We start from the raw sequence: 25,967 nt of genomic DNA, 5'->3' as shown, positions 1-25,967 counted from the left end.
GGCACGCAAGGCCGACCTGCAAGGTTGCGGTTTGAGGTTGATCGGCAACGTAGCGCAAGTCCGGCGTTTGCGGGAGTCCTCTCCCGTCCCCCGCCCGGGTCACCCGTCAGGCTCCGGAAACTGTCGTACATATGTTCTAAAATTGGCGTTGTCCAGGGGAGATGCCACCCGTGAGCGCGGGTGGCGTGATGGAGGAAGGCAGGGCCATGGCCTACATCACCCTGTCCACGTTCGTGGGCTACAGCGCGAGTTCCGGGCCGTCGCGGTCGTCGTTCGTCCGGCGGCAGCGCCGTCAGTACGAAGATCCGGCGCGGGCGGCGTTCAACTACTACCGGCGGGCGGCCAACGCGGTGCGGTCCGGGCGGGCGGCGAACCAGGACGAGGTGGCGCTGCGCGCGCTCGTCAACGCCGCCGACGACCGGACGAAACCGCACTACGCGGCGATCGCCGAGGGCTGGCTGCGGTGGCTCGGCCGGAAGTCGCCGCGGCTGGTCGACGTCGGCCGCGGCCGGTGCCGGATCGGCGAGCTGGAGATCGGCGTCAGCCCGCAGCTGGGGCTGCGCAAGGCCGACGGCCGCCGGTACGCGACCTGGCTCTACTTCAAGGAGGAGCCACTGGCGAAGGATTCGGCGCAGCTCGCGCTGTGGGTGCTGGAGCAGGCGATGCCCGACATCCTGCCCGGCGGCGAGGCGCTGGTGATCGACGTCCGCCGCGCGAAGGAGTACCAGCTGTCCGCCCGCGACCGCGCACGGCTGCGGCCCTGGGCCCGCAGCGAAGCCTCGGCGTTCCTCACGTTGTGGGACGCAGCCTGAGCAGCACGCCGGCCACCAGGTCCGGCTGAGTGACGAAGGGGTGGTGCGCCACCGGCAGTTCGACGACGTCGGTGGCGCGCGCCGCCTGGGCCCGCTGGGTCCCGGGCAGCGTGGCGCGGTCTTCGCCGCAGACGAGGTAGGTCGACGGGACGTCCCGCCACGCCGCCCGGGTCGCCGGCTGGCCGAACACCGCCTCGTTCTGGGCGGTGAGGCGGGTGGCGGCCGCGGCGTAGGTGCGGTCGTCGAAGTCCTGGGCGAACAAGGGGCGCACGAACTCTTCCCGGACGCCGGCGGTGCCGTCGCCGTGGCTGAGGTGCCACGGCGGCGGCTCGCCGGTGCCGAAGTCCGCCAGTGCCTCGCCGACGTCCGGCAGGAACGACGTCACGTAGACCAATCGGTGTACGGCCGGGTGTTCACCGAGTGTGGTGATCACCATGCCGCCGTAGGAGTGACCGACGAGGAGCGCGGGTTCGTCGGAGGCGTCGAGCAGGGCGCGCACGGCCTCGGCGTCGGCGTGCAGATCACCGCGCGGCTCGCTCTCGCAGCTCGGCAGCACCGCCGCTGAACTGCGCAAACCGTGCCGGGCGAGCACGTCGGCCGTCGGCTGCCACCACCAGGCGCCGTCGCGGACGAACGCGCCGTGGACGAAGAGGACCCGCATGGTGACAACTTGGCAGAACCCACCCGGACGAGTGACACAGTTCGCGGCGGGCGGACGGGGACTGGACAAACCGGAGGGCGAACACGAAGCTTTCGCGTGTTCTTCTGTGCCTGGCCGATCTTGAGGTCGTAACCGTGAATGCTGCCTGGGAAGCCGTCTCCCGCGTCGTCGACGAGCCCGCCTGGTACTGGGTGTACGACAAGCTGGCGTTCTGGCCGAGCACCTACGCCCACGCCTGGCCGGGGTTCCGCGAGCCGTCGCCGTCGCGGACGTGGGACCTGTCGCCCGGGAACCTGGACCGGTCGTCCGCCGAGTTCCGCCTCGGCCCGTACGCGGTCGAGGAGCACCAGGTCGGGACGATCGCGCTGGCCGCGTTCCGCGAGGTCTGCGGGCCGGACGACTGGATGTGGGCGCTGCACTGGCAGCACCAGTCCTACCGGGTGCGCCCGCACCTGATGTCCGGGAGCGCCCGGTGGCCGGTGCCGGTGTTCCCGCGCGCGGACTACCACCTGTTCCTGGCGTCGGACTTCTCGTTCGGCACGCTCGGCCACCCGTGGGAACGGACGTTGTGCGTGTTCGGCGAGAAGCTGGTGCCGGCGTTCGAGCGGCTGGGCGAAGGGGTGCTGCCGAACGTGCTGCGCCAGGACGGGAAGCCGTCGGCGCTGGCCCGCTGAGCCGCTGGTTGATCTCTTGCTACCGTTCTGCGGGTGTTCGAATATCACGGCTGGGTGACCATCCAGGCGACCGCGAGCGGCGACGACGACGCGGCGCTCCTGGAGCGCCTGGTCGACCGCGTCCACCGCGCGATCCGCGACGCGGGCGACTTCGACCTGGTCGACCTCCGCTGGAGCGCGGGAATGCCGATGCTCCACATCGCCGGCTTCGACAAGCACGGCGGCCACCTGGCCACCGAAATCCTCAACCTCTTCACCCGGGCAGGTGAATTGGCGCCAGGCTCCTACGGCCTCTTGTACACGTGGGACGACCAGGACACGGAGAACGACAACAACTTCCGCGTCCACCGGATGGCCCGAGGCCAGGTGACCGAGCGCGAAGACCCCCACCTGACCCCGGTGGCCCCGACGGTCCTGGACACCTACGAGCTCTGACGCCGTGGGGTCCGGGGCTCAGCCTCTCGGGTGAAACAGCAAAAGGGCCGCATCGGCGTTTCCCGCCGACACAGCCCTTTGCACGCGAGCGGATGACGGGATTCGAACCCGCGACCCTCACCTTGGCAAGGTGATGCGCTACCAGCTGCGCTACATCCGCGTTGTCTTGCTGATGGGAAGAACTCTATACCCTCCGCGTAGGGGCTCTGTCACCGGGGTCCCCTGCCCTCTGGCCGGTGCTTCGGTGTCACAGCTGGCGTACAAGGGGTGACGACGGCTGTTTCGCTCCGTATGGTGTCTCCATTCGACCGAATGGGGAGACCTTCGGGGAGGAGGTGCCGGGCCGGATGACCGAGCTGGGCACGGTGCCGCCACAAGCGGCCTCGGAATCCGACGAACAGGCACTGCTGCAACGGCTCCGCAACGGCGAGGACGCCGCGTTCGGGGAGCTGTTCGAGTTGCACGCCGCCGCGGTGCGCCGGCTGGCGCAGAGCCTGGCCGCCGACCGGTCCGAAGCCGAGGACATCACCGCGGAGACGTTCTTCCGCGTGCTGCAGGCGCTTCGGCGGGGTGCCGGTCCCCGTGACTACGTCCGCGCCTACCTGCTGACCGTGGCCCGCCGGGTGTCGTGGGAGTGGCACGGCGCCCGCCGGGACGTCCCGGTGTCGGACGACGAGCTGACCTTCCGCGCCGGGGCGGGTGCCGACACGCACGCCCGGACGGCCGAGCACACGCTGATCACGACCGCCTTCACCAGCCTGCCGGAGCGGTGGCGGACGGTGCTGTGGCAGACCGAGGTCGAGGGCGAGCAGCCGGCGATGGTCGCGCCGCACTTCGGGTTGAGCGCGAACGCGACGGCCGCGCTGGCCCGCCGGGCGCGTCAAGGATTGCGTGCGGCGTACCTGCAGGCACACCTTTCGGTGAACCGTGGCCCGGATTCGTGCCGCGCGGTCGTGGAAAAGCTGGGCGGGTTCACCGCGGGCAGCGTGACCGGCGCCGAAGCCGAGCGGATCAAGGCGCACCTGCACGGCTGCCCGTCGTGCCGCGCCACCCAGGACGAACTGCGTGACGTCTGCTCGTCGCTGCGGGCGCACGCCGGGGTGCTGGTGCTGCTGGTGCCGGCCGCCGCGTCCCTCGGTGGCGGCGGGGTGCTGGCCGGCCTCGGCGCGACGATCAAGGGCGTGCTGGTCGGGTCCAAGGTCAAGATCGGGCTCGCGCTGGCGTCGACCGCCGCCGTGGGTGCCGTCGGCGTCGCGGCCGGGCCGGTGCTGTTCGGGTCGACGCCGGTGCAGGACGTCGGGTTGACCGGGGGCGCGCCCGAGCTCGTGGTGGTGCCGCCGTCGAAGCCGCACCAGGAGCCGCCGCCGCAGGGGCAGCCGGAGCCGAGGATCGGCGTCGGGGTGCTCAACGGCCGCGGCACCGGGGTCGCGGTCCCGGCCCGGTCGCGCAGCGGTGACCGGCAGGTGGCCGCGAACGAGGTGCCGGACCTGCCGGTCGCGGGAGACGTCCCGGTCGGGGACGTGAGCGGTCCCGCCGGGCAGCCGCTCCCGCGCGAAGACCTGACCTCGCCGACGTTCGGCTCGTCCGGCCACCCGGCGACGTCGCCGCGGCTGGACACGTCGAAGCCCGACCTGACGATGACGACGGAGTCCACCGACGCGACGTCGCCGAAGGACGCCGAAGTGCCGGAGCTGTCACCGACCAGCCGTCCGGGCGAGCCGACGCTCGCCGAGAAGCCGGCGCCGAAGGACGACGAGCCGAGCGTGGATCCGACGTCGACGGTGACGCCGACCTCGGGCAAGCCGTGCCAGGACAGCGCCGCTTCCGACGTCTCCGGGCCGGGTGAACCGTCGGATCCGGTGCCGACCGCTCCGGCGGAGTCCGAACGTCGGTGACCACTTCCGGCGGGCGGGATGTCCGGTTCCGCCCTCGCGCGGGTGCGGCCGGGCGCGGTACCGTTGTGTCGCTCACCCTGCGGGCGCCCCGGGAGGCAACTGAATGAACCGGCTGGTACGCGGCGAAGACGGCCGCGACTGGGTGGTCCGTGCCCAGATGGAATGGCGCGCTCCGGCGACGGCCGACGACTTCGAGCACGACGTCGCGGGCAGCTACGGACCCGGGATCGCGATGATCGTGGTGACCGCGCTGCTGGCCGTGATCCTCGTTGTGTGGACGCCCGACCAGGTGAACGTTCCGGCGTGGGTGCTGCTCGCGCTGCTGCTGGTGGTGCTGTTCTTCCCGCTGCGGTGGATCCTGCGCCGCCCGTGGACGGTGGTCGCGGAGACCGAGGGCGACGTGACCGGCGACCGGCCGTCCGAGCGCTGGGTCGGCACCATCCGCGGCATGTTCACCGTGCAGGGCGAGGTCAAGAAGATCTCCAAGACCATCCAGCGGCATTCGCTGCCGGACTTCGACGGGCCCCTTCACCCGGTCGAGTAGGACACTGGTGCCATGCCCGAGCTACCCGAGGTCGAAGCACTGGCCCACTACCTGCGCGAAAACGCTGTCGGCCAGACGATCTTCCGCATCGATGTCGCATCGCTGAGCGTGCTGAAGACGGCGACCCCGCCGTGGACCGAGCTGCACGGCCGCGAGATCACCGGCGCGACCCGGCACGGCAAGCACCTCGACGTCGTGGCCGGCGACCTGCACCTCGTCATCCACCTGGCCCGGGCGGGCTGGCTGCGCTGGTCCGACGGACTGGCCGCGGCGCCGCTGAAACCGGGGAAGGGCCCGATCTCGCTGCGCGTGCACCTCGAGTCGGCCACCGGGCCCGGGTTCGACCTCACCGAAGCGGGCACCAAGAAGGGCCTGGCGGTGTGGGTCGTCAAGGACCCGCAGGAGATCGCGAGCGTCGCGCGGCTGGGGCCGGACGCGCTGGCGCTCGACGCCGCCCAGCTGCGTGAGCTGTTCGCCGGCAAGAACACCCGGCTGAAGTGGGCGCTCACCGACCAGTCGCTGATCGCCGGGATCGGCAACGCCTACTCCGACGAGATCATGCACCGCGCGAAGCTCTCGCCGTACGCCACGATCGGCAAGCTCGACGACGGCGCGCTGGAAACCCTCGCCGAGGCGATCCACGAGATCGAGACCGACGCCGTCGAGCGCTCGGTGGGGCAGAAGGCGGCCCGGCTGAAGGGCGAGAAGCGGTCGGGCCTGCGGGTCCACGCGCGGACCGGGCTGCCGTGCCCGGTCTGCGGCGACACGATCCGCGAAATTTCTTTCGCCGACAAATCGTTCCAGTACTGCCCGACCTGCCAGACCGGCGGCAAGCCGCTCGCCGACCGGCGGATGTCGCGCCTGCTGAAGTAGGCGCCGGACGGACGCTCGGTAGGGTCGTGCCCACCCTCAGTCGTCACACTTGGACAGAAAGTGGGATTCAGGCCTTGCACCCGGTTGGTCGAGCGCAGAGCATGGACGCCGTGTCCGGGTTCCCGCTTGCGCAGATCGTCCCGTGGGCTGTCGTGGTGCTGCTCGCCGTCGTGGTGGTCGTGCTGCTCGTGAAACAGCGCCGGCCGGCCAGCGTGGTCGAGGACGCCATGCTGCAGGCGGTGCACCGGATGTCGAAGGCGGCGCCGAACCTCCGGTCCGGCCTGGACGAGGACGCCGCCGACAAGATCACCACCCAGCTGCTGCAGATGCTGGACTGCGTCGCCGTCGGCATCACCGACAGCGAGGGCACGCTGCTGTCGTGGGACGGCGAAGCGAACGAGCACTACGTCGACCTCGTCGAGGCGATCGGGGCGGCGATCCGCAAGCACCGCCGCGAGGTCGTGGCGCACGACCGGATGCCGTGCAACCACCGCGGCACCTGCCGGATGAAGACCGCGGTCATCGTGCCGCTGCTGGTGGAGGGCGAGACCGAGGCGGCGCTGATCGTCGTCGGCCGCACCCGCGGCCGGCTGGTGCAGATGGCCGACGCCGTCGCCCAGTTCGTCTGCACCCAGTTCGAGCTGGCGCGGCTCGACGAGTCGAAGCACCAGCTCCAGCAGGCCGAGATCAAGGCGCTGCGCGCGCAGATCTCGCCGCACTTCGTCTACAACGCGCTCAACACGATCTCCGCGCTGATCCGCACGGACCCCGAAGAGGCGCGAGAGCTGCTTCAGGACTTCGCCGACTTCACGCGCTGTTCGTTCCGGACGTCGGGCATGTTCACCTCGCTCGCCGAGGAGCTGCGCAACATCGACCGCTACCTGACGATCGAGAACGCCCGCTTCGGCGGCCGGCTCGAGGTGCGGATGAAGATCGCGCCCGAGGTGCTCAGCGTCGTCGTGCCGTTCCTGATCATCCAGCCGCTGGTGGAGAACGCGGTCAAGCACGGGCTGGCCAGCAAGCCGAGCGGCGGCTGCGTCACGGTGATCGCGCAGGACTACGGCACCGAAGCGCTGATCAGCGTCGAGGACGACGGCATCGGCATGGACCCGCGGCGGCTCAACGAGCTCAAGAGCGCCCACCGCACCGGCGCCCACGTCGGGCTCGGCAACATCAACCAGCGCATGCAGCAGGTGTTCGGCAGCGACTACGCGGTGATGGTCGAGACCGCCCCCGGCGCCGGCATGAAGGTGACGCTGCGGGTGCCGAAGTTCGTCCCCGGCGTCCGGCCGAACATGCCGGACTACAGCTCCGACGCGGAGGCCGACGTCCCGGCCCAGGGCGGTCCCGCCCAGCTGAACGGCACCGAGGTGAACGGCGTCAACGGCACGCGCTCCGGCATCCTCCCCATGGGCTGAATGCTGTGACATCCGGGGCTTGGCCCCGGGCCGGGGGCTTCGCCACCCGGACCCCCGAAAAATCCGGCTAGCCTGGCTGCATGAGCGTTACGGACAAACTGGCTTCGCGGATCCCGGTCCTCGCCGACCGCGTCGAGCGCAAGGACGTCGTGGCCGTGGTGAAGCTGCACGGCGTGATCACGCCGTCGCCGTCCCCGCTGGCCAGGGGCGCGATCAACCTCGCCGCGATGGAATCGGCGCTGACCAGGGCGTTCGGGCACGACCGGCTGAAGGCGGTCGCGCTGCTGATCAACTCACCGGGCGGCGCGCCGACGCAGTCGGGCTTGGTCGCCGAGCGCATCCGGCAGCTGGCCGACGAGAAGGGCGTCCCGGTCCTGGCGTTCTGCGAGGACGTCGCCGCCTCGGGCGGCTACTGGCTGGCCTGCGCGGCCGACGAGATCTACGCCCACCGGACCTCGATGGTCGGCTCGATCGGCGTGATCAGCGGCGGCTTCGGCTTCACGGGCCTGCTGGAGCGCTTCGGCATCGAGCGCCGCCTGCACACGGCGGGCGCGAACAAGTCGCGCCTGGACCCGTTTTCGCCGGAGAAGCCCGAAGACGTCGAGTGGCTGAAGAAGATGCACTCGCAGCTCCACGAGCTGTTCGTGAACTGGGTCAAGGAGCGTCGTGGCAGCCGCCTGACCTCCTCGGAGGACCTGTTCACGGGTGACGTGTGGCTGGGTGCGAAGGCGGCCGAACTGGGCCTGATCGACGGCCTCGGCAGCCTCCGCCAGATCATCACCGAGCGCTACCCGGAGGCGGAGATCTCGGTGGCCGAGCCGAAGAAGCCCCTCCTGGCCCGGTTGGGCCTGGGCGCCCCCGCGGCAGCGTCGGCGGTCCTGGACGCGGTGACGCAGAAGGCAGCCTGGTCCCGCTTCGGCCTCTGACGCGGGTGTCCGGTTCGAGTACTTTCGGGCACACTTTGTGACCTGCATCACTCAACGCGTGTAACGCCTCTGGAAACGAGGATCGCCCTCAGGTCTCCTTGTCGACGGGCTTTGTTGTGAACGGCAACAAATCCGGTCGACAAGGAGGTCGTCCTCGATGCCCCACTCCCGCAGACTCGCCCTCGGTGCGGTGCTCGGCGCCGCGCTCATCGCCATCCCCCTCACCCTCCCCGCCGCCGCGTCCATCCCGCCGCCCGATTCGGGCTGGACCACCGTCTTCGCCGACGACTTCACCGGCAGCTCCGGAAGCCTCCCCGCGAGCTCGAACTGGATCATCGACACCGGCCACGCCTACCCCGGCGGCCCCGCCAACTGGGGCACCGGCGAAATCCAGAACTACACGGCCAGCACCAGCAACCTCGCCCAGGACGGCGCCGGCAACCTCCGCATCACGCCGTTGCGCGACAGCGCGGGCAACTGGACGTCGGCGCGGATCGAAACCCAGCGCACCGACTTCAAGCCACCCGCCGGCGGGGTCATGCGGATCGAAAGCCGGATCCAGATGCCGAACGTCACCGGTGCCGCCGCGCTCGGCTACTGGCCCGCGTTCTGGGCGCTCGGCGGCCCGTACCGCGGCAACTACTGGAACTGGCCCGCCATCGGCGAGTTCGACATCATGGAGAACGTCAACGGGATCAACTCCGTCTGGGGCGTCCTGCACTGCGGCGTCAACCCGGGAGGCCCGTGCAACGAGACCACCGGCCTCCCCGCCAACCGCGCCTGCCCCGGCAGCAGCTGCCAGTCGGCCTTCCACACCTACCGCTTCGAATGGGACGCGAGCACCAGTCCGCAGGTTCTGCGCTGGTTCGTCGACGGCCAGCAGTTCCACTCCGTGAGCCAGAACCAGCTCGACGCGACGACGTGGAACAACATGACGTCCCACCAGGGCTACTTCGTGCTGCTGAACGTCGCCATCGGTGGTGCGTTCCCCAACAACAACTCCGGCACGACGACGCCGGGATCGGGCATCGTGCCGGGCCGCCCGATGGTCGTCGACTACGTCACGGTGACCACCCGCGGTGGCGGCGGCGGCACGACCACCCCGCCGACCACGACGACTCCGCCCGGAAACGGCGGCAGCGCCTACAGCACCATCCAGGCCGAGTCGTTCAGCCAGCAGTCCGGCGTGATCACCGAGGCCACGACGGACACCGGCGGCGGGCAGGACATCGGCGCGGTGGCCAACGGCGACTGGACCCTCTACCCGAACGTCGACTTCGGCAGCAGCGCGGCGACGAACTTCCAGGCGCGCGTCGCGTCCGGCGCGGCGGCCGGGGTCAGCGGGCTCGTCGAGGTGCGGCTCGACAGCCGGTCCAACGCGCCCATCGGGAGCTTCGCGGTCGGGAACACCGGCGGCTGGCAGAGCTGGCGGACCGTTCCCGCGAACATCAGCGCGGTGACCGGCGTCCACAACGTGTACCTGACGTTCACCAGCGGCCAGCCCGCGGATTTCGTGAACCTGAACTGGTTCACCTTCGTGCATTGAGACGAGGGGCCCGCGGCCCCGGTCGCGGGTTCCCTCACTTAAGGCGGACGGGGGCTGGACATTGCACTCGGCAATGGGCAGGATGCGTTTCACTGTGAGTGCTCACGATGACACCCGGAAACTCGTGGTCCTGGCCGTGGACGACGAGCCGAACGGTCTTGACGAACTCGTCCACTGCCTGCGCAACAGCCCGCACGTGGCCAAGGTGTTCCCGGCGATCGACGCCTCCGAGGCGCTGCGGTTGCTGTCCACCGACGACCCGCGGCTGCGCGAGCGCAAGGACCGCGGCCTGCCGATCGTCGACGCCGTTTTCGCGGACATCGACATGCCGGGCCTGTCCGGGATGGAGATGTCCCGGGTCTTCGCCGCGCTGCGGCCCTCGCCCGCGCTGGTGTTCGTCACCGGCCACGCCGAAGAGGCGGTCAACGCCTTCGACCTCGGCGCCCTCGACTACGTGCTCAAGCCGTACCAGCAGGACCGCCTCGACCGCGCGATCACGCGCGTGATCGACAAGCTGGCGGCCGCCGCGGCGCCCCCGCCCGGCGCGCTGGGCGGCGAGCCGGTGAAGAACGACGACGAGGTCATCCCCGTCGAGCTGGCCGGCACCACCAAGCTCATCCCGCGTTCCTCGGTCCGGTGGGTCGAGGCGCAGGGCGACTACGCGCGGCTGTTCACCACCGAAGGCAGCCACCTGGTCCGCATCCCGCTGGCCCAGCTCGAGGAACGCTGGGAGAAGGCCGGGTTCGTCCGGATCCACCGGTCGTTCCTGGTCGCGCTGCCGCTGATCACCGAGCTGCGCATGGGCCAGGGTGGCTACCAGGTCGTGATCGGCAACGAGGAAAAGGTGCTGCCGGTGAGCCGGCGGCACACCCGCGCGCTGAAGGACCGGCTGGTCGGTTCGGGCCGGAACGGCTGAGCCGGGCCCGGCCATGACCGACGACTTCTACGAGCGCCGCGCGAACGGCGTCCGCGAACCGGATCCGACGCTCGGCAGGCGCGCCCGCCACCGGCCGCTGCCGCAGCCGACGGACCGGGCCGTCGTCGAGTCGCTGCCGCCGGCGCCGGAGAACGAGCCGCCGCCGAAGCCGGAGCACCACGCGAGACCCAAGCGGGAGCGGGTGATCCTCAACGATCCCCGCCGCGGTGCCGGCACCCTGCGCGCCCGCGTCGAGCTGGAGGAGCAGACCAGCTGGGGGAAGCTGCTCGTCCGCGACCACCTGGTGAAGGTGCAGCTGCGGACGGCGCTGCTGCTCGCGCTGCTCGTCGTCGTCGTGTTCGGCTCGCTGCCGGTGCTGTTCTACGCCGTGCCCGGGTTCTCCCGCGCCAGCTTCCTGGGTATCCCGGTGGCCTGGCTGATCCTCGGCGTGCTCCCGTTCCCGTTCCTGTTCGGCGTCGGGATCTGGTACAACCGGCTGGCCGAACGCAACGAACGGGCGTTCGTCGACATGATCGAAAACTAGTTTCGCACTCAGTCGTGCGAGGATTCCCCCCGTGCAGTTGAACCCGTGGGCCTTGACCGGCATCGTGCTGGTCGCCGTGGTGACGCCCTACCTCGGTCACCGCTCCTCGCGGTCGGCGACAAGCACGCACGACTTCCTGGTCGCGCGGCGCACCGTGCGCTCGCGCCGCAACGCCGCGGCGATCTCCGGTGAGTACCTGTCCGCGGCGTCGTTCCTCGGCATCGCCGGGATCGTGCTCAAGGACGGCGCCGACGCGCTCTGGTTCCCGATCGGCTTCACCGCGGGCTACCTGGCGCTGATGCTGTTCGTGGCGGCGCCGCTGCGCCGGTCCGGCGCGTACACGCTGCCCGACTTCGTCGAGATGCGGCTCGGCTCCAAGGGCCTGCGCCGGTTCTCCACGGCGTTCGTCGTGTTCATCGGGATCCTGTACATGGCCCCGCAGCTGCAGGGCGCCGGCCTGACGCTGGCGACGGTCCTGCCGGTGCCGGCGTGGGCGGGCGCGATCGCGGTGATGATCCTGGTCGCGTTCAACGTGATCGCCGGCGGGATGCGCGCGATCACCGTCATCCAGGCCTTCCAGTACTGGCTCAAGCTGTTCGCGATCTCGGTGCCCGCGTTCGTGCTGTGCATGGTCTTCTTCGCCGGCGGCGGCCCGGACGGCTTCCGCCCGCTCGGCGCGGCCGCGCCGCCGGTGTTCACCAGCGACACCACGGTCGACGTGCAGACCGACGTCACCCTGCACGTCACCACCGACACGTTCCTCTACGCCTACGGCCGCACCGACAACGGCCCGGCCGCCGGCCCGACGCACTGGACGCCGCTCGCGCCGCACACGGTGTCCGAAGGCACCAAGCTGAAGTTCCTGGCCGGCACGCCGGTCCCGGTGGTCAGCGACTCGGTCGCGGACAACGCGAACTGGCTGCACCCGGGCTCGGGCAGCCTCACCGACCTGCTCCAGACGTACTCGCTGATGTTCGCGACGTTCCTCGGCACGATGGGCCTGCCGCACGTGCTGGTCCGCTTCTACACCAACCCCGACGGCAAGGCCGCGCGCCGCACGACCGTGCACGTCCTGCTGCTGCTCGGCCTGTTCTACCTGTTCCCGACGCTGCTGGGCGCGCTGTCCCGGATGTACGTCCCGGAGCTGCTGGTCACCGGCAAGACCGACGCAGCGATCCTGCAGCTGCCCTCGGCGATGCTGCCGGGCGTCGGCGGCCAGATCCTCGCCTCGGTGACCGCCGCCGGCGCGTTCGCCGCGTTCCTGTCCAGCACGTCCGGGCTGCTGGTGAGCGTGGCCGGGGTGGTGTCGACCGACCTGCTGCCCGGCCGGGTGCGCGACTTCCGGGTGGCGACCGCGCTGGTCGCCCTGCTGCCGATCGCGCTGGCGGTGGGGCTGCGGCCGGAGGACATCTCGCTGTCGATCGGGCTGACGTTCGCGCTCGCCGCGTCGACGTTCAGCCCGCTGCTGCTGCTGGGCATCTGGTGGCGCAAGCTGTCCTGGCCGGGCGCGCTCGCCGGGATGTTCGTCGGCGGCGGCCTGGTGCTGACCGCGCTGGTGGTCAACGTCGTGAGCGGCTACACCGGCGGCTGGGCGCCCTGGTTCGTCAACCAGCCCGCGCTGATCACCGTCCCGGCGGCCTTCGTGACGACGTACCTGGTCAGCCGCGTGACCGGGTACGGCCGCCCCGAGCACGTCCACGACATCATGCTGCGGCTGCACGCGCCCGATCCGCTCGGTTTCATGCGGGACCGGGCCGTCGCGCGGTTCGGCCAGGCCGAAGAGAAAACCCGGATCGCCGGGCGCGGGCGCCACCGAAAGTAGCGCGCTGACTGTCCGTCAGCCCTGTTTTACCCGATCGAGTGAATTGCCATCTGGTATACCCGATTGGTCGAGAACGGGGAAAGGTGGAGATCCGCGATGACCGATTGGGAAAGTGTCCAGGAAAGCCCCGAATTCACCGAACTGCGGCGCCGGTTGCGGGTGTTCGTGTTCCCGATGACCGCGTTGTTCCTGCTCTGGTACCTGCTGTACGTCCTGCTCGCCGACTACGCGCACGGCTTCATGAGCACCAAGCTGTTCGGAAACATCACCGTCGGCCTGGTCTTCGGCCTGCTGCAGTTCGTTTCGACGTTCGTGATCACCGGCCTCTACGTCCGGTACGCCAACCGGCGGCTCGACCCGGTCGCCGACGAAATCCGCGCCCGGCTCGAAGGGGAGCAGGGCCGGTGAACACCGCCGCGGGTGTCGAAGGCAGCAACTCCACGCTCAACATCGTCATTTTCCTGATCTTCGTCGCGATCACGCTGGTGATCGTGTTCCGGGCCAGCCGCAACACGAAAACGGCGTCGGACTACTACGCCGCCGGCCGCGCGTTCACCGGCCCGCAGAACGGCATCGCCATTTCCGGCGACTACCTGTCGGCGGCGTCGTTCCTGGGCATCGCCGGCGCGATCGCCGTCAACGGCTACGACGGCTTCCTCTATTCGATCGGCTTCCTGGTGGCGTGGCTCGTGGCGTTGCTGCTGGTCGCGGAGCTGCTGCGCAACACCGGCAAGTTCACGATGGGCGACGTCCTGGCGTTCCGGATGCGGCAGACGCCGGTGCGCGCGGCCGCGGCGGTTTCGACGCTCGCCGTGTCGCTGTTCTACCTGCTGGCGCAGATGGCGGGCGCCGGTGGCCTGGTCAACCTGCTGCTCGGCATCTCCGGCGAGGCGGGGCAGGACGTCGTGATCGCCGTCGTCGGCGTGATCATGATCCTGTACGTCCTGATCGGCGGGATGAAGGGCACCACCTGGGTGCAGATCATCAAGGCGGGGCTGCTGATCGCCGGTGCCTTCGCGATGACGTTGTGGGTGCTCGGCAAGTACGGCTTCAGCCTGTCCGGCCTGTTCCAGGCGGCCGTCGACAAGGGCGGCAAGGCGCTGCTCGACCCCGGCAAGCAGTACGGCAAGACGGGCACGACCAAGCTCGACTTCCTTTCACTCGGCATCGCGCTGGTCCTCGGCACGGCGGGGCTGCCGCACGTCCTGATGCGCTTCTACACCGTCCCGACGGCCCGCGACGCGCGCCGCTCGGTGGTCTGGGCCATCGTGCTGATCGGCGTGTTCTACCTGTTCACGCTGGTGCTCGGCTACGGCGCCGGCGCGCTCGTCGGGCCGGACAAGATCTCGCACGCCCCGGGCACGACGAACTCCGCCGCGCCGCTGCTGGCGCTCGAACTGGGCGGCCCGGTGCTGCTCGGGTTCATCTCCGCGGTCGCCTTCGCGACGATCCTCGCGGTGGTCGCCGGCCTGACGATCACGGCGTCGGCGTCCTTCGCGCACGACGTCTACGCCAGCGTGCTCAAGAAGGGCCAGGTCTCCACCGGCGGCGAGGTCCGGGTCGCCCGCGTCACGGCGCTGGTGATCGGGGCGCTGGCCATCGCGGGCGGCATCCTCGCGAAGAGCCAGAACGTGGCCTTCCTGGTAGCGCTGGCCTTCGCCGTCGCGGCGTCGGCGAACCTGCCGACGATCCTGTATTCGCTGTTCTGGAAGCGGTTCAACACCCAGGGCGCCCTGTGGTCGATCTACGGCGGCCTGCTCGTCACGATCGTGCTGATCGTCTTCTCGCCGGCGGTCTCGGGCAAGCCGGTGGACCCGAAGACGGGCAAGAGCGCGTCGATGATCCAGGGCGTCGACTTCCACTGGTTCCCGCTCGACAACCCGGGTCTGGTCTCCATCCCGGCCGCGTTCCTGCTCGGCTGGCTCGGCACGGTCCTGTCGAAGGAGCACAACCGCGCGAAGTACGCCGAGATGGAGGTGCGCGCGCTGACCGGCGCGGGCGCCGAAAAAGCCGTCGCGCACTGACGTCCACCTCACGCGCGGGCAACGCGCCCGCATGGCAGCATGGAGATCGTGGTGAGCCCTGCTGAACTGCCGACCGCCGAGGTCCGCGACCTGCCCAAGGACGGCCTCGTGCTGCTCGACGTCCGCGAAGACGACGAGTGGGCCGCCGGGCACGCGCCCGGCGCGGTGCACATCCCGATGGGGGAGCTGCCCGCGCGCGTCGGCGAACTGTCCGATCTGCCCGACGACCAGCCGATCCACGTGATCTGCCGCAGCGGCGGCCGGTCCGCGCGGGCGGCCGCGTGGCTCAACCAGAGCGGCTGGGACGCGGTGAACGTCGCCGGCGGCATGGGCGCGTGGCAGCGCGAAGGCCGTCCGATGGTCGGCGAGCACCCCGGCATCGAACCCGAAGTGATCTAGCGTTGCACCCGGGGCAGCCTCCGCAGGGCCGGCCGTACCCGCCCGGGTACTGGCCGCGCCCGGCGCCGCCGCCGACCGCCCAGCAGCTGCAGGGCCGGACGCTGGCTGCCCAGCCGGAGCCGTACCCGTACCACCGCCGTCCGGTGCACCGGCCGAAGCTGCGCTGGGTGGCGACCCCGCCGCCCGGCGCGTGGCCGCGCCGCCGCGTGGTGGTGCCCGAGCCGTACCTCGGCCCGCCGTCGTACCCGGTCCCGCCGCGCTGGGGATTCCCGCACCTGGTCTGGCGCCGCCCGACGACGGTGCCCGGCACGGCGTCCGACGAGATCCGCCCGATCGACCGGGTGCCGGTGCTCAGCCGCAGCCTGGTCGTCGTCCTGTTCGCGTTCGCGGTGCTCTGCGCGGTCGCGGCCGGCGCGGAGATCTGGCGGTACGTGCTGCTCGCCGAGGGCCGCGAGTCCGCGCTGTCCCGCTCGGTGGTGGCGTTCTCCGACGGGTTCGTGCTCGCCGCGGGGCTGCTGGCCTCGATCCTCGCGCTGCTGCCCGCCGCGTTGTCGCTCTGGTGGCTGCTGGTCGCCCGCCGGGCGGCGGCGGACGTGTCGGGCGACGACCCGCCGCGGCCGCTGTGGCAGGTGCTGGTCGGCGTGCTCGTGCCGGTGGCGAACCTGCCGATGGCGCTTTCGGTAGTCGGCGAACTCGAGCACGCCGTGCTGGGCCGCTCGCGTGACGCCCGGCCGAAGCCGTCGCGCCGGGTCCTCGTGTGGTGGGGCACCTGGCTGCTGAACTGGATCCTGCTCGGCGTGTCGATCGCCTGGCGCTTCCGCGACGACGTGCAGTCGATGGCCGACAGCGTCGTCCTGGTCGCGCTGACCGACCTGTCCGCGGTCGCGCTGGCGGTGATGACGGCCCTGGTCGTCCGGCGGTTCTCGGCGCTGCTGGCGCCCTCGGACGCCCTGGACGTGCGCGAGATGCGCGTGCTGAAGGTCCAGGGCGCGCCTGAGCCGGAGCTGCGGACTGCGCGGCCGGCCGGCGCCGCGCGCTAGTAGCCGCCGAAAGCCGGTTCGAGCTGGTCGAAGGCTCGTTCCGCGATGGGCCAGAGCTGGTCGACGACGGCCGTTTCGTTCTCGAGGGTCCGGTCGAAGACCTCCTGGAAGAGGATCCGCAGGACCGTGGCCAGGTGCGCGGCGGCGAGCACCGGGGTGACGTCCTCGGCGGGGTGACGGCGGACCAGCAGGTCGGTGAGCACCGCTTCGCGCTCGCGGTGCATTTCGTGCAGCGCGTTCGTCAGGACCGGGCTTTCCTTGATCATGCGCACGAACCCGGGGCCGGAGAAGCCGACCAGCGCGTGTTCGGCGCCGAGGGCCTCGAAGTAGAGCTCGCGCGTGTCGTGGAAGGCGCTGTCGCGGATCAGGGCGGCGGGCCAGGCCGCGAAGTCGGCGCGGATGTCGAAGACCAGGTCCTCCTTGCGCGGGAAGTGGTTCGTCACGGTCATCTTGGCGACCCGCGCCTCGGCGGCGATGTCCGCGATCGTCACGTCCTCGAAGCCGTTCCGGATGAACAACCGGGTGGCCACGTCGGAGATGGTTTTCCTCGTCTCGTGCTTCTTCTGGGCCCTGAGTCCCTCGCTCATGGCGTCACTCTACTGGGTCGGACCCAAGATTGTGCTTGACCCAATCAGTGGGTCGGACCTAATCTGAGGTCCGACCTAATCAACGGGGGTGGGCATGACAACGGCAGTCCGGCCGGACGCGGCGCTGTGGCGGCTCGGCGGCGTCCTGATCATGGGAGCGGTGCTGTCGATCCTCGACGCGACGATCGTGACCGTGGGGATCGACTCGATCGCCCACGACCTGGAGAGCCCGCTGACCACGGTGCAGTGGGTGGCGAGCGCGTACCTGCTGGCGGCTTCGGCGGCCATCCCGCTGTCGGGCTGGCTGACCGACCGGTTCGGCGGCCGCGCGGTGTGGCTGACGGCGGTGGCGATCTTCACCGCGGGCACGCTGCTGTGCGGCTTCGCGTGGTCGGCGCCGGCGTTGATCGCGTTCCGCGTGCTGCACGGACTGGGCGGCGGGCTGATGCAGCCGGTCGGGCAGGCGGTGTTCGCCCAGGCGGCAGGGCCGGCGCTGGGCCGGATGATCGGGGTGATCACCCTGCCGGCGACGGTTGCCCCGGTGCTCGGCCCGATGCTCGGCGGCGCTCTGGTGGCGGACCTCGGGTGGCGCTGGATGTTCTTCGGGATCGTCCCGCTGGGCGTGGCGACGTTCCTCTTCGCCCGCCGCCTGCTCCCGGCGCCTTCGCCGGAAGGCACGCAGGCGCCTTTGGACGTCCGGGGGATCGCGTTGCTTTCGCCCGGGCTCGGGGTGTTCGTCTACGGCTTGGCCGAGGGGGTGGCCGTGGCGTGGATCGCCGGAGCGTTGCTGCTGCTGGCGTACGGCGTCCACGCCTCTCGGACCGCTGCGCCGGTGCTCGACCTGAAGCTGTTCCGGAACCAGGGGTTCGCGGTGGCGAGCGCGAGCACGTTCCTGCTCGGGGCGTCCCTGTACAGCTCGATGCTGCTGCTCCCGCTGTACTACCAGCAGATCGAGCACGCGAGCGCATGGCAGGCCGGCCTGCTGCTCGCACCCCAGGCTCTCGGCTCGGCAGCGGTCCTGCTGGCGAGCGGCCCACTGCTGGCCCGGTTCGGCCCCCGCCGGACGATGCTGGCGGGCATCGGCCTGTCCCTGCTGGGCACAATCGCCTTCACCCAGCTCGGCTCGGCCCCCAGCGGGCTGATGCTGACCCTGTCCCTGCTGATCCGCGGCGCCGGCCTGGGCGCAGCAACGGCCCCGGGCATGACAACGCTGTACGGCTCGCTGGAGCGATCCCGGATCCCCCGGGCAGCAAGCGCGTTCAACGTGGTCAACCGCATCGGCGGCTCACTGGGCACGGCCCTCCTAGCGGCAATCCTCCACGACCACCTCACCACCGCCACGTCCCCACCGGCAGCGTTCGGCACCACGTTCACGTGGGCGCTGGCCCTGTCGGCCCTGACCCTGATCCCCGCACTCTGCTTCCCCTCGAAAGGCCCCCAATGACCCTCCGCCTGCCGTCCGCGGTGTCGGCGCCGGTGCCGGTTCGCCGGAGTGGTCCTGGCAACCCCGGCCGCCCGCTTCTTCCCGCGAGAGGCCCCCGATGACGCTCCGCCTGCCGTTCGCGGCGCCGGTTCGCCGGAGCGGTCCCGGCAATCCGCGCCACCCATTTCTTCTCTCGAAAGGCCCCCAATGACTCTCCGCCTCCTAAGCGTCCACGCCCACCCGGACGACGAATCCAGCAAAGGCGCGGCCACCCTGGCGCGCTACGCGGCCGAAGGCGTCGACGTCCTGGTCGCCACCTGCACCGGCGGCGAACGCGGCGACATCCTGAACCCGGCCCTGGACACGGAAGAGACGTGGGCGGACCTACCGGCGATCCGCCGCCGCGAGATGGCCGAGGCCGCCGCGATCCTGGGCGTCCGCCAGCGGTTCCTCGGCCTGGTCGACTCCGGCCTCCCCGCCGACGGCGAGCCGGTGCCCGACGGTAGTTTCGCCGCCCTCCCGCTACCGGAGGCGGCGGCCCCGCTGGTGGCCCTGATCCGCGAGTTCCGCCCCCACGTGGTGATCACGTACGACGAAACGGGCGGCTACCCCCACCCGGACCACATCCGCACCCACGAGGTGACAGTCGAAGCCTTCGCAGCCGCCCCCGACCCGGCGCGCTACCCGGGCACCGGCTCACCATGGCGCCCCCAAAAGCTCTACTACCAGGCGGTCCTGAGCCGCGCCTGGTTCGAGGCCCTGCACGAAGCAACGGTGGCGGCTGGCCAGGAGTCGGCGATGGCCGAAGTCCTGAACGAGCTCCCACCCGACAAGCTCCCGGTCACCACCCGAATCCGCTGCGAGTCGTACTTCGCCACCCGAGACCGAGCCCTCCTGGCCCACCGAACCCAAGTGGACCCGGCCCACCCGTTTTTCGCCCACTCACGCGAAATCGAGCGCCAGACCTGGCCCTACGAGGACTACCACCTGGCCCACCCCACCCCAGGCCCCCAAACCGAAGACGACCTCTTCACCGGAGTAACCCCATGACCCTCGTGATGCCCCTCCAATCACGCGAGATGCCCTCCCAATCACGCGAGATCCGCCTTCAATCACGCGAGATCCGGCCGCGGCCGCCGTCAGACCCCGACCTCGAGCTCTCCACGCCGGCGTTGAACCGCGGCCTCGTGGGCAAGTCGGGCACGGGGTCGCGGCCCCATCAAACGGTGATCCGAAGCTCCCGCAACCCGCGGATCACGAACTCCGGCCGCCGCCGCGGAGCCTCCGCCAGGCGCAGCCCCGGCAGCTTCTCCGCCAACGCGCTCAGCGCAGCGGCGATCTCCACCCGAGCGAGAGGAGCACCCACGCAGTAGTGAATCCCCAGGCCGAAGCCCAAATGGGCATTGGGCGTCCGGCCGATGTCCAGGCGGTCCGGTTCGTCGAATACCTCCGGGTCACGGGCCGCGGCTCCCAGCAACGCGCCGATCTTCTGGCCGCTGGAAACCACATGTCCACCTATCGACACGTCCTCGGTCGCCGTCCGCTCGAACAGCTGCAGGGGCGCGTCGAACCGGATCAGCTCCTCGACACACGAATCCAGAAGGGCAGGTGAGGCCAGCAGCCGCTCCCACTGGTCCCGGTGCGTGAGCAACGCCGTGATGCCGTTGCCGAGCACGTTGACCGTCGCCTCGTGGCCGGCCATCAGCAGCAACACCGCGGTGGCCACCAGCTCGTCCGGCGTCAGCTCGCTGCGTAGCAGGTCGCTGATGATGTCGTCGCCCAACGCGTCCGCGCGGGCCGAAGCCACCGAGCGGACGTACGAGACGAACTCGGCCGCGGCCCGCTCGGCCGCGTCTCGTCCCTCCGGCGGGAGGCCGTACTCGTACATCTTCACGATCGCGTTGGACAGCTCGACCATGCGCGGACCGTCCGTGCCCGGGACGCCCAGCAGCTCGGCGATCACCGCGACCGGCAGCGGCTGGGCGAGATGCTCGAGGAGGTCGGCGCTGCCGTCCGCGGCGATGGCGGCCGCCAGGTTGTCGACCATGTCGGCAGCCAGGGCGGCGACCATCGGGCGCAGCCGCTGGACGTGGCCGCGGCCGAACGCGCCCGCGATCAGGCGCCTGAGGCGCGTGTGGGCCGGTGGCTCGTTCTCCAGGAGCGAGTTGCGGTGCAGCAGGTTGAACGAGGCGAACCGCTCGAGCGGCTGGGCGTCCTGCCAGATCCGGCCGAGGCCGCGGTGGCGCAGCACCGCCGACGACGCGGCGTGTGACACCGCGATGGCGATGCCCAGCCCTTCGTGGAAATGGACTTCGCCTTCGGAACGCAGCGCGGCGAACGCCGGGTACGGGTCTTCCAGGAACACAGGATCGCGGGGGTCGAACACGTCGCGAGACTAACCCTTCGATAGCGTCTGAAGCCGAGCCAGAGGAGGCAGCAGTGGGCAAGGGCGCGCGCAAGAAGGGTCCCAAGCAGGCGTCGGACCGCAAGCCGAAGGTGCGCGACGTCTTCGTCGGCCAGCCGTTCGAAGGGCTGGTGGCGGAGCCCGAGCTCATCGCGCTGCGCGAGTTCGTGCCGTCCGCGACGGCCGAGCTCACCCTCGCCGACGGCGGCGAAGTCACCCTCGGGACCGTGCTGCCGATGGCGGCGGCCGCGTTCGTCCGCTCGGACGGGCGGCGCTACCTCGGCCTGCAGGTGCAGACCCGCTCCTCCGACATCAGCCGTGACCTCGGCCGGTCGCTGAAGTGGCTGCTGGACGCCAAGGAAGGCGACGTCCTCGGCGTGCCGGACACGACCACCCCGCCTGCCGCGGACGAGCACGCGCGGCTCCAGGACCTGCTGACCCCCGGCGCCGAACTCGACGTCACGCTGCACCAGGACTTCGGCTGGTGGCTGCCGGAGGACGCGGACGCCACCGGTGACGTCGCCGTTTCCCTCGAACGCGCGAACGCCGCCATCATGCCCACCGAACGGCTCGGCGCGGGCGCCTACTGGGTGCTCGCCGGCGAGAAGGCGCACCTGCGCTGGGTCCGGCCGGAGCCGGAGAACCTGCTGCTCCAGGCGCTCGCCCGGCTGTCCGCGGCCGGTGAGCTCGGCCTCGGCGAGGGCTCGCGGTACGCGGGTTCGTTCCGGGCGCACGGCCTGCTCGTCCCGGTCTGGGACCTCGATCCCGAAGCCCACGCCCGCGAGTGGGCCGAAGCCAAGGACGCTCTCGGCGCCCGGCTCGAGACGGCCCTGAAGTCGCTCGACGACGAGCCGCTGAACGCGACCGAGCGGCGGGCGCGGGACGGCCTCATCGGCCGTCAGCTCACCCTGCGCTGACCCCGTCGGCGGGCGCCGGACCGCCGGTACGGACCGGCGGTCCTCCACTCGCTCGATGAGCGTTCAACCAGGCGTTATGTGGCGCACGAGACACCGCCGCCGGATCGCGCCGGTGGGACGATTCTCGGCGTGATACTTCACATCTGTGGGGCGGCCGACTGGGCCGAAGTGGGCGAGGGCGGCGTGTACCGGCCGGCTTCGCTGGGGGAGGTCGGGTTCATCCACTGTTCCGACTTCGGCACGGCGACCCTGCCTGCCAACATCCGTTACCGGGGCCGCACCGACCTGGTGCTGCTCGAGATCGATCCGGTGAAGGTCGAGGCGCCGGTCCGCTGGGAAGACGGCGCGCCGCCGCACCCGGAGGGGATCTGGTTCCCGCACGTCTACGGCCCGGTCCCGCACGCGGCGGTCGTCGGCGTGCACGAATTCCCCGAGTCCGACGGCGGCGGTTTCCGGCTGCCCGACTCGCTCGCCCACCGCTGACGTGGGCAGATCACTACCCGGCCGGGTGATCGCGAACTCGGCCGGGAACGCGGGCAACCTGAGGGGGCTGTGATGCGTGTTGGGGAGGAAGGCGGCTCGGCTGCCGGCTACCCGACCCCGATGGGAGGCGATACGGTGACCGCTGCGGCACCCGTCTTCACCGGGGGAGATGCTCTGTCGACCGGTAGCGATCCGGCCAGTGTCCACGGCGGGATCGGTGCCGGCGAGCGGATTGACTCCGGGCCGTGCCCGCCTGCGTTCGGCCGGATCGTCACTCCGATGACCAGCGCAGGCCGAGGGAGGACCGCGACGTTGCCTGGCGAGTTCGTCGACTTCGGCGACTTCGTGCAGGCCACCCTGCCTGGGCTGCTGCGGTACGGCCACGCGCTCACCGGCAACCCGCACGATGCGGCGGACCTGGTGCAGACCGTGCTGGAAAAGATCGGTTCCCGCTGGACGTACGTCCACGACAAGACCGGTGACCCGCTGGCCTACGTCCGCCGGTCGATGGCGAACGCGCACGTGAGCCGGTGGCGCCGCACGCGCCGCGAGAACCTCGTCGCGGACCTGCCGGACACCAGCCCGCACGTGCCGGACGACCCGTTCGAGCACGAGCCGCTGTGGCGTGCGTTACGAACGCTGCCGCCGAGACAACGTGCCGTGATGGTGCTGCGTTACTACGAAGGTCTCTCGGAAGCGGAGATCGCCGGTGCGCTCGGCATCACCCAGGGCACCGTGAAGAGCCAGGCCAGCAAGGCGATCGCGTCCCTTCGGACGAAACTGAAGGCGGCCGACGGCGAAGGCGAAGGGAGTGGTGCGGGTTGAACATCTCCGAGGACGAACTGGAGCAGCGGCTGCGCACGCTGTTCGCCGACGAGCGGCTGGACTTACCCCCGCCGCCGGACGCCGGCACGGTCATCGTCGCCGGTGCGCGACGGCGTCGCCGTCGTCGCCACGTCGTGCAGGCCGTGGCCGGGGTCGCGGCGGCCGTGGTCGCCGTCTCGGGTGGGCTGACCATGGTCCGGCTCCACACCGAGGACGGCACCGCGGTGATGTCCGCCGACGGGACCGAAAGCAGCGTCAAGCCGCCCGAAAACCTCACGCAGGGCCGGCCGCCGGAGCCGTCGACGCCCGGGCCGACCAGCACCCATGACATCCGCGGTTCGCAGCCCGCTGGCTCACCGCCGTCGAAGACGCCGCAGTCGTCGGACCCCTCGCCGTCGAGGCTGCCGCCCGTGGTGACTGGGCCCCGGCTCGACGTGGACGGGTTCGGCACCGTCAAGCTGGGCATGTCCGACCAGCAGATCGCCGCGCAGGGTGTCACGCTCAGCAATCCGAACCCCGTCGCCACCTGCACCGTCTACAACGCCACCGGCGGTGGGGTGCCCGCGCCCGCGACCATCGTGGTCTCGAAGTCGGCGGGGCTCCTGGTCATCACACCGGACCAGGCGGTGCACACAGCCGAGGGCATCGGCAACGGAGCCACGAGGCAGCAGGTCCTCGCGGCCTACCCCGGAGCGAAGGAACAGCCCGGCGCGATCACCGCCCCGGCTGCCACCGCCGAATTCGAGTTCCTGCTGGAAGACTCCGTGGTCACGCACACGAGCCTTTCGGTGGTCAACGCGGACTGCGCCGGCTGAGGGCCGGCCGCATGCGGAAAACCCGGGCCGTCCACAGGGGGAGGGCCCGGGTTTCTCCGTTCGAGCGCCGGAAGCGTCAGAGCTTGCCGCCGGCCACCGGGGGCATCTGCGAGTCGGTGCCGCCGTCGCCGACGGACTCGCGGTACAGGTGGTTTTCGACCTCGAACAGGTTGCCGTTCGCGCGCTTGACGACGTTCAGCAGGGTGCTCATCTGCGAGATCTCTTCGACCTGCTCCTTGAGGAACCACTGCGTGAACTGCTCGCTGATGTAGTCCTCTTCGGCACGCGCGGCCTTCGCCATCGCGGAGATGTCGGCAGCGACTTCCTTCTCCTGTTCGAGCGCGAGCTCGATGACTTCGGTGACGCCGGAGAAGTCGTTGCGCACCTCACCGGTGCCGGGGATCTCGACGTGGTGGTCGCGGTCGAGCATGTACTGCACGAGCGCCATCGCGTGGTTGCGCTCCTCGACGGACTGCTTGTAGAAGTGCTTCGCCAGCTGCGGCAGGTCCTCGGCGTCGAACCACACCGCGAGCGCGATGTACTGCTGGGACGCGTTGAACTCGTTGTGGATCTGCGCCTGCAGCAGTTCGTAGAACTTGGAGCGCGGTTCTTTCTTGGTGATGAGGGCCATGCAGATCAGAATAGATCAAGTTTGGCGTAATCGCCACCCGCCACTGGTGATCTGCCCCCTATTAGGGTTACCATTCCTAAAGAAGACCAACCTTATTTAAGTAAGCCTTCCCTAAATGCGTGCAGCAATTTAGGGAAGGCTTCATTCACTTCAGCGAGTCGCGCCGCACCGGGCAGGACATGCACCGCGGGCCGCCGCGGCCGGAGCCCAGCTCGGAGCCGGCGATCGGCAGCACCTCGATGCCGGCCGCCTCCAGCCGCTCGTTCGTCTCGACGTTCCGCTCGTAGCCCACGACCACGCCCGGCGCCAGGGCGAGCGTGTTGTTGCCGTCGTCCCACTGCTCGCGTTCGGCCGTCACCGGGTCGAGGCCGGTGTCGATGACGCGCAGCCGGTCGATCTCCATCGCTTCGGCCGCGGCCACCAGGAACGGCGCCGGGCCCGTGACCTTCACGCCGCCGTCGCCGGTCGGGCGCAGCGTGAACGCCGTCAGCGAGTCGCGCGCCAGCGGGTACATCACCACCGCGTCGGCGTCGACCATCGTGCACACCGTGTCCAGGTGCATGGTCGCGCGGGACTGCTCGATCGGCACCGCGAGCACGGTGTGCGCGATGCCGTCGGCGAACACCGACCGCGCCAGCGACTCGGCGCCGGCGGCCGTCGTTCGCTCGCCGACGCCGATGGCGAGCACGCCCGGAGCCAGCAGCATCACGTCGCCGCCTTCGATCGGCGCCGAATGGGCGCCGTACGCGCGGGCCGCGTGCCGGAAGTACGGGTGGTAGGCGTAGATCAGGTCCAGCACCGCGGTTTCGCGGCGGCGCGCGGGCATGGTCAGCGACGAAATCGCCACCCGGTCGGCGATCCACGCCGAGGAATCGCGGGTGAACAGCAGGTTCGGCAGCGGATCGACGGCGAAGTCGTGCGGGTGGTTCATCATCCGCACCAGCGACGCGCCTTCCGCGGACGGCAGCTCCTCGAACGTCATCCCGGCCATCAGCACCTCGGCGAGGCCGGCCGCGTCGACGCTCGACAGGTGCGACCGCAGCGAGTCGGCCAGGTCGCCGCCGAGCCGCCGGTCGTCGACCGCCGCGTGCACGCCCGCCGCGTGGGCGCGGTCGTCGTCCAGTGCTGTCCGGAGCGCGTCGGCCAGCAGCAGGACGTCGACCCCGCGGCCGCGCAGCACCTCGGCGAACGCGTCGTGCTCGTCCTGGGCCCGGTCGACCCACGGGATCGAGTCGAACAGGAGCTGGTCGTTGTTGCGGGGCGTCAGCCTTTTGAGCTCGTTGCCGGGCCGGTGCAGCAGCACCGCGCGCAGGGGTCCGACTTCGCTGTCCACCCGGGGAGGTGCCGTCTCGT

Annotated in this window: 27 protein-coding genes and 1 tRNA gene; 22 read left to right on the top strand and 6 right to left on the bottom strand. The window is 70.6% G+C overall.

Going from position 1 to position 25,967, the window contains the following annotated elements; translation table 11 throughout:
- Positions 1-188: 188 nt before the first annotated feature.
- A complete protein-coding gene (locus OO60_RS06480) occupies positions 189-812 on the top strand; it encodes a hypothetical protein (RefSeq protein ID WP_240490665.1) in 624 nt (207 codons plus the stop codon).
- On the opposite strand, the gene OO60_RS06475 is transcribed toward OO60_RS06480, so the two are convergent.
- Positions 790-1,473, bottom strand: coding sequence for an alpha/beta fold hydrolase (locus OO60_RS06475; RefSeq protein ID WP_003076868.1), 684 nt, complete (start codon positions 1,471-1,473; stop codon positions 790-792). The genes OO60_RS06480 and OO60_RS06475 overlap by 23 nt on opposite strands.
- Positions 1,474-1,607: 134 nt before the next feature.
- On the opposite strand from OO60_RS06475, the gene OO60_RS06470 reads away from it, so the two are divergent.
- Both OO60_RS06470 and OO60_RS06465 read left to right on the top strand, forming a co-directional pair.
- Positions 1,608-2,147 carry a DUF2716 domain-containing protein gene (locus OO60_RS06470; protein ID WP_003076871.1) on the top strand — a complete coding sequence of 180 codons (540 nt, stop codon included), beginning with the start codon at positions 1,608-1,610 and terminating at the stop codon, positions 2,145-2,147.
- Positions 2,148-2,180: 33 nt separating this feature from the next.
- Positions 2,181-2,582 (top strand): immunity 7 family protein, encoded by a 402-nt coding sequence (locus OO60_RS06465; protein WP_003076873.1) that lies wholly within the window; start codon positions 2,181-2,183, stop codon positions 2,580-2,582.
- An 87-nt stretch (positions 2,583-2,669) separates the two neighbouring features.
- Here the strand turns inward: OO60_RS06465 and OO60_RS06460 are convergent.
- Positions 2,670-2,742: transfer RNA gene (locus OO60_RS06460), tRNA-Gly, on the bottom strand.
- 187 nt (positions 2,743-2,929) lie between these two features.
- Between OO60_RS06460 and OO60_RS06455 the strand changes: the two genes are divergently transcribed.
- The 13 genes from OO60_RS06455 (at position 2,930) to OO60_RS06395 (ending at position 16,529) form a co-directional block, all read left to right on the top strand.
- The gene (locus OO60_RS06455; RefSeq protein WP_003076876.1) at positions 2,930-4,477 is read left to right on the top strand and encodes a sigma-70 family RNA polymerase sigma factor; all 1,548 of its coding nucleotides are present in this window, start codon (positions 2,930-2,932) and stop codon (positions 4,475-4,477) included.
- A 103-nt stretch (positions 4,478-4,580) separates the two neighbouring features.
- Positions 4,581-5,021 (top strand): hypothetical protein, encoded by a 441-nt coding sequence (locus OO60_RS06450; RefSeq protein ID WP_003076880.1) that lies wholly within the window; start codon positions 4,581-4,583, stop codon positions 5,019-5,021.
- Positions 5,022-5,033: 12 nt separating this feature from the next.
- Entirely contained in the window at positions 5,034-5,894 is an 861-nt protein-coding gene (locus OO60_RS06445; protein WP_003076884.1) for an Fpg/Nei family DNA glycosylase, read from the top strand.
- 101 nt (positions 5,895-5,995) lie between these two features.
- On the top strand, positions 5,996-7,312 hold the full coding sequence (locus OO60_RS06440) for a histidine kinase (RefSeq protein ID WP_003076886.1): 1,317 nt from the start codon (positions 5,996-5,998) through the stop codon (positions 7,310-7,312).
- Between the two features lie 80 nt (positions 7,313-7,392).
- A complete protein-coding gene (locus OO60_RS06435; protein WP_003076888.1) occupies positions 7,393-8,238 on the top strand; it encodes a S49 family peptidase in 846 nt (281 codons plus the stop codon).
- 157 nt (positions 8,239-8,395) lie between these two features.
- Positions 8,396-9,784 carry a glycoside hydrolase family 16 protein gene (locus tag OO60_RS06430; RefSeq protein ID WP_003076891.1) on the top strand — a complete coding sequence of 463 codons (1,389 nt, stop codon included), beginning with the start codon at positions 8,396-8,398 and terminating at the stop codon, positions 9,782-9,784.
- Between the two features lie 82 nt (positions 9,785-9,866).
- Positions 9,867-10,700, top strand: coding sequence for a LytR/AlgR family response regulator transcription factor (locus tag OO60_RS06425; RefSeq protein ID WP_033261013.1), 834 nt, complete (start codon positions 9,867-9,869; stop codon positions 10,698-10,700).
- 13 nt (positions 10,701-10,713) lie between these two features.
- Positions 10,714-11,244: a hypothetical protein gene (locus OO60_RS06420; RefSeq protein ID WP_003076897.1), complete on the top strand. Its 531-nt coding sequence runs from the start codon at positions 10,714-10,716 to the stop codon at positions 11,242-11,244.
- A gap of 31 nt (positions 11,245-11,275) precedes the next feature.
- Entirely contained in the window at positions 11,276-13,066 is a 1,791-nt protein-coding gene (locus tag OO60_RS06415) for a sodium/solute symporter (RefSeq protein WP_003076900.1), read from the top strand.
- 96 nt (positions 13,067-13,162) lie between these two features.
- Positions 13,163-13,474 carry a DUF485 domain-containing protein gene (locus OO60_RS06410; protein WP_003076903.1) on the top strand — a complete coding sequence of 104 codons (312 nt, stop codon included), beginning with the start codon at positions 13,163-13,165 and terminating at the stop codon, positions 13,472-13,474.
- Entirely contained in the window at positions 13,471-15,090 is a 1,620-nt protein-coding gene (locus OO60_RS06405; protein WP_003076905.1) for a solute symporter family protein, read from the top strand. Before OO60_RS06410 ends, OO60_RS06405 begins: the two co-directional genes overlap by 4 nt.
- A 39-nt stretch (positions 15,091-15,129) precedes the next feature.
- On the top strand, positions 15,130-15,489 hold the full coding sequence (locus tag OO60_RS06400) for a rhodanese-like domain-containing protein (protein WP_003076909.1): 360 nt from the start codon (positions 15,130-15,132) through the stop codon (positions 15,487-15,489).
- A gap of 2 nt (positions 15,490-15,491) precedes the next feature.
- Positions 15,492-16,529 (top strand): DUF4328 domain-containing protein, encoded by a 1,038-nt coding sequence (locus OO60_RS06395; protein WP_003076912.1) that lies wholly within the window; start codon positions 15,492-15,494, stop codon positions 16,527-16,529.
- On the opposite strand, the gene OO60_RS06390 is transcribed toward OO60_RS06395, so the two are convergent.
- Positions 16,526-17,116, bottom strand: a complete 591-nt coding sequence (locus tag OO60_RS06390) for a TetR/AcrR family transcriptional regulator (RefSeq protein ID WP_033261011.1) — start codon at positions 17,114-17,116, stop codon at positions 16,526-16,528. The genes OO60_RS06395 and OO60_RS06390 overlap by 4 nt on opposite strands.
- Positions 17,117-17,210: 94 nt before the next feature.
- On the opposite strand from OO60_RS06390, the gene OO60_RS06385 reads away from it, so the two are divergent.
- Positions 17,211-18,560 (top strand): DHA2 family efflux MFS transporter permease subunit, encoded by a 1,350-nt coding sequence (locus OO60_RS06385; RefSeq protein WP_240490666.1) that lies wholly within the window; start codon positions 17,211-17,213, stop codon positions 18,558-18,560.
- A 186-nt stretch (positions 18,561-18,746) separates the two neighbouring features.
- Positions 18,747-19,589 (top strand): mycothiol conjugate amidase Mca, encoded by an 843-nt coding sequence (gene mca / locus OO60_RS06380; protein ID WP_003076924.1) that lies wholly within the window; start codon positions 18,747-18,749, stop codon positions 19,587-19,589.
- 169 nt (positions 19,590-19,758) lie between these two features.
- On the opposite strand, the gene OO60_RS06375 is transcribed toward mca, so the two are convergent.
- Positions 19,759-20,925 carry a cytochrome P450 gene (locus OO60_RS06375; protein WP_033261010.1) on the bottom strand — a complete coding sequence of 389 codons (1,167 nt, stop codon included), beginning with the start codon at positions 20,923-20,925 and terminating at the stop codon, positions 19,759-19,761.
- 53 nt (positions 20,926-20,978) lie between these two features.
- On the opposite strand from OO60_RS06375, the gene OO60_RS06370 reads away from it, so the two are divergent.
- From OO60_RS06370 to OO60_RS06355, 4 genes are all read left to right on the top strand, one after another.
- Positions 20,979-21,860 (top strand): DUF5926 family protein, encoded by an 882-nt coding sequence (locus tag OO60_RS06370; protein ID WP_003076930.1) that lies wholly within the window; start codon positions 20,979-20,981, stop codon positions 21,858-21,860.
- A 129-nt stretch (positions 21,861-21,989) separates the two neighbouring features.
- On the top strand, positions 21,990-22,343 hold the full coding sequence (locus OO60_RS06365) for a DUF952 domain-containing protein (RefSeq protein WP_033261009.1): 354 nt from the start codon (positions 21,990-21,992) through the stop codon (positions 22,341-22,343).
- Between the two features lie 279 nt (positions 22,344-22,622).
- Positions 22,623-23,168, top strand: coding sequence for a SigE family RNA polymerase sigma factor (locus tag OO60_RS06360; RefSeq protein WP_051767645.1), 546 nt, complete (start codon positions 22,623-22,625; stop codon positions 23,166-23,168).
- The gene (locus OO60_RS06355) at positions 23,165-23,983 is read left to right on the top strand and encodes a hypothetical protein (protein ID WP_003076937.1); all 819 of its coding nucleotides are present in this window, start codon (positions 23,165-23,167) and stop codon (positions 23,981-23,983) included. Before OO60_RS06360 ends, OO60_RS06355 begins: the two co-directional genes overlap by 4 nt.
- A gap of 76 nt (positions 23,984-24,059) precedes the next feature.
- Here the strand turns inward: OO60_RS06355 and OO60_RS06350 are convergent, their stop codons facing one another.
- Positions 24,060-24,614 carry a ferritin gene (locus OO60_RS06350; protein ID WP_003076939.1) on the bottom strand — a complete coding sequence of 185 codons (555 nt, stop codon included), beginning with the start codon at positions 24,612-24,614 and terminating at the stop codon, positions 24,060-24,062.
- Between the two features lie 145 nt (positions 24,615-24,759).
- The gene (locus OO60_RS06345) at positions 24,760-25,947 is read right to left on the bottom strand and encodes an arginine deiminase (protein ID WP_003076942.1); all 1,188 of its coding nucleotides are present in this window, start codon (positions 25,945-25,947) and stop codon (positions 24,760-24,762) included.
- Between the last annotated feature and the right edge of the window lie 20 nt (positions 25,948-25,967).

It is taken from the genome of Amycolatopsis vancoresmycina, from assembly GCF_000716785.1.
GTDB classification, from domain to species: Bacteria; Actinomycetota; Actinomycetes; order Mycobacteriales; family Pseudonocardiaceae; genus Amycolatopsis; species Amycolatopsis vancoresmycina.
The sequence above is the reverse complement of the archived record's forward strand: the minus strand, read 5'-3'. Positions and strand labels throughout refer to the sequence as shown.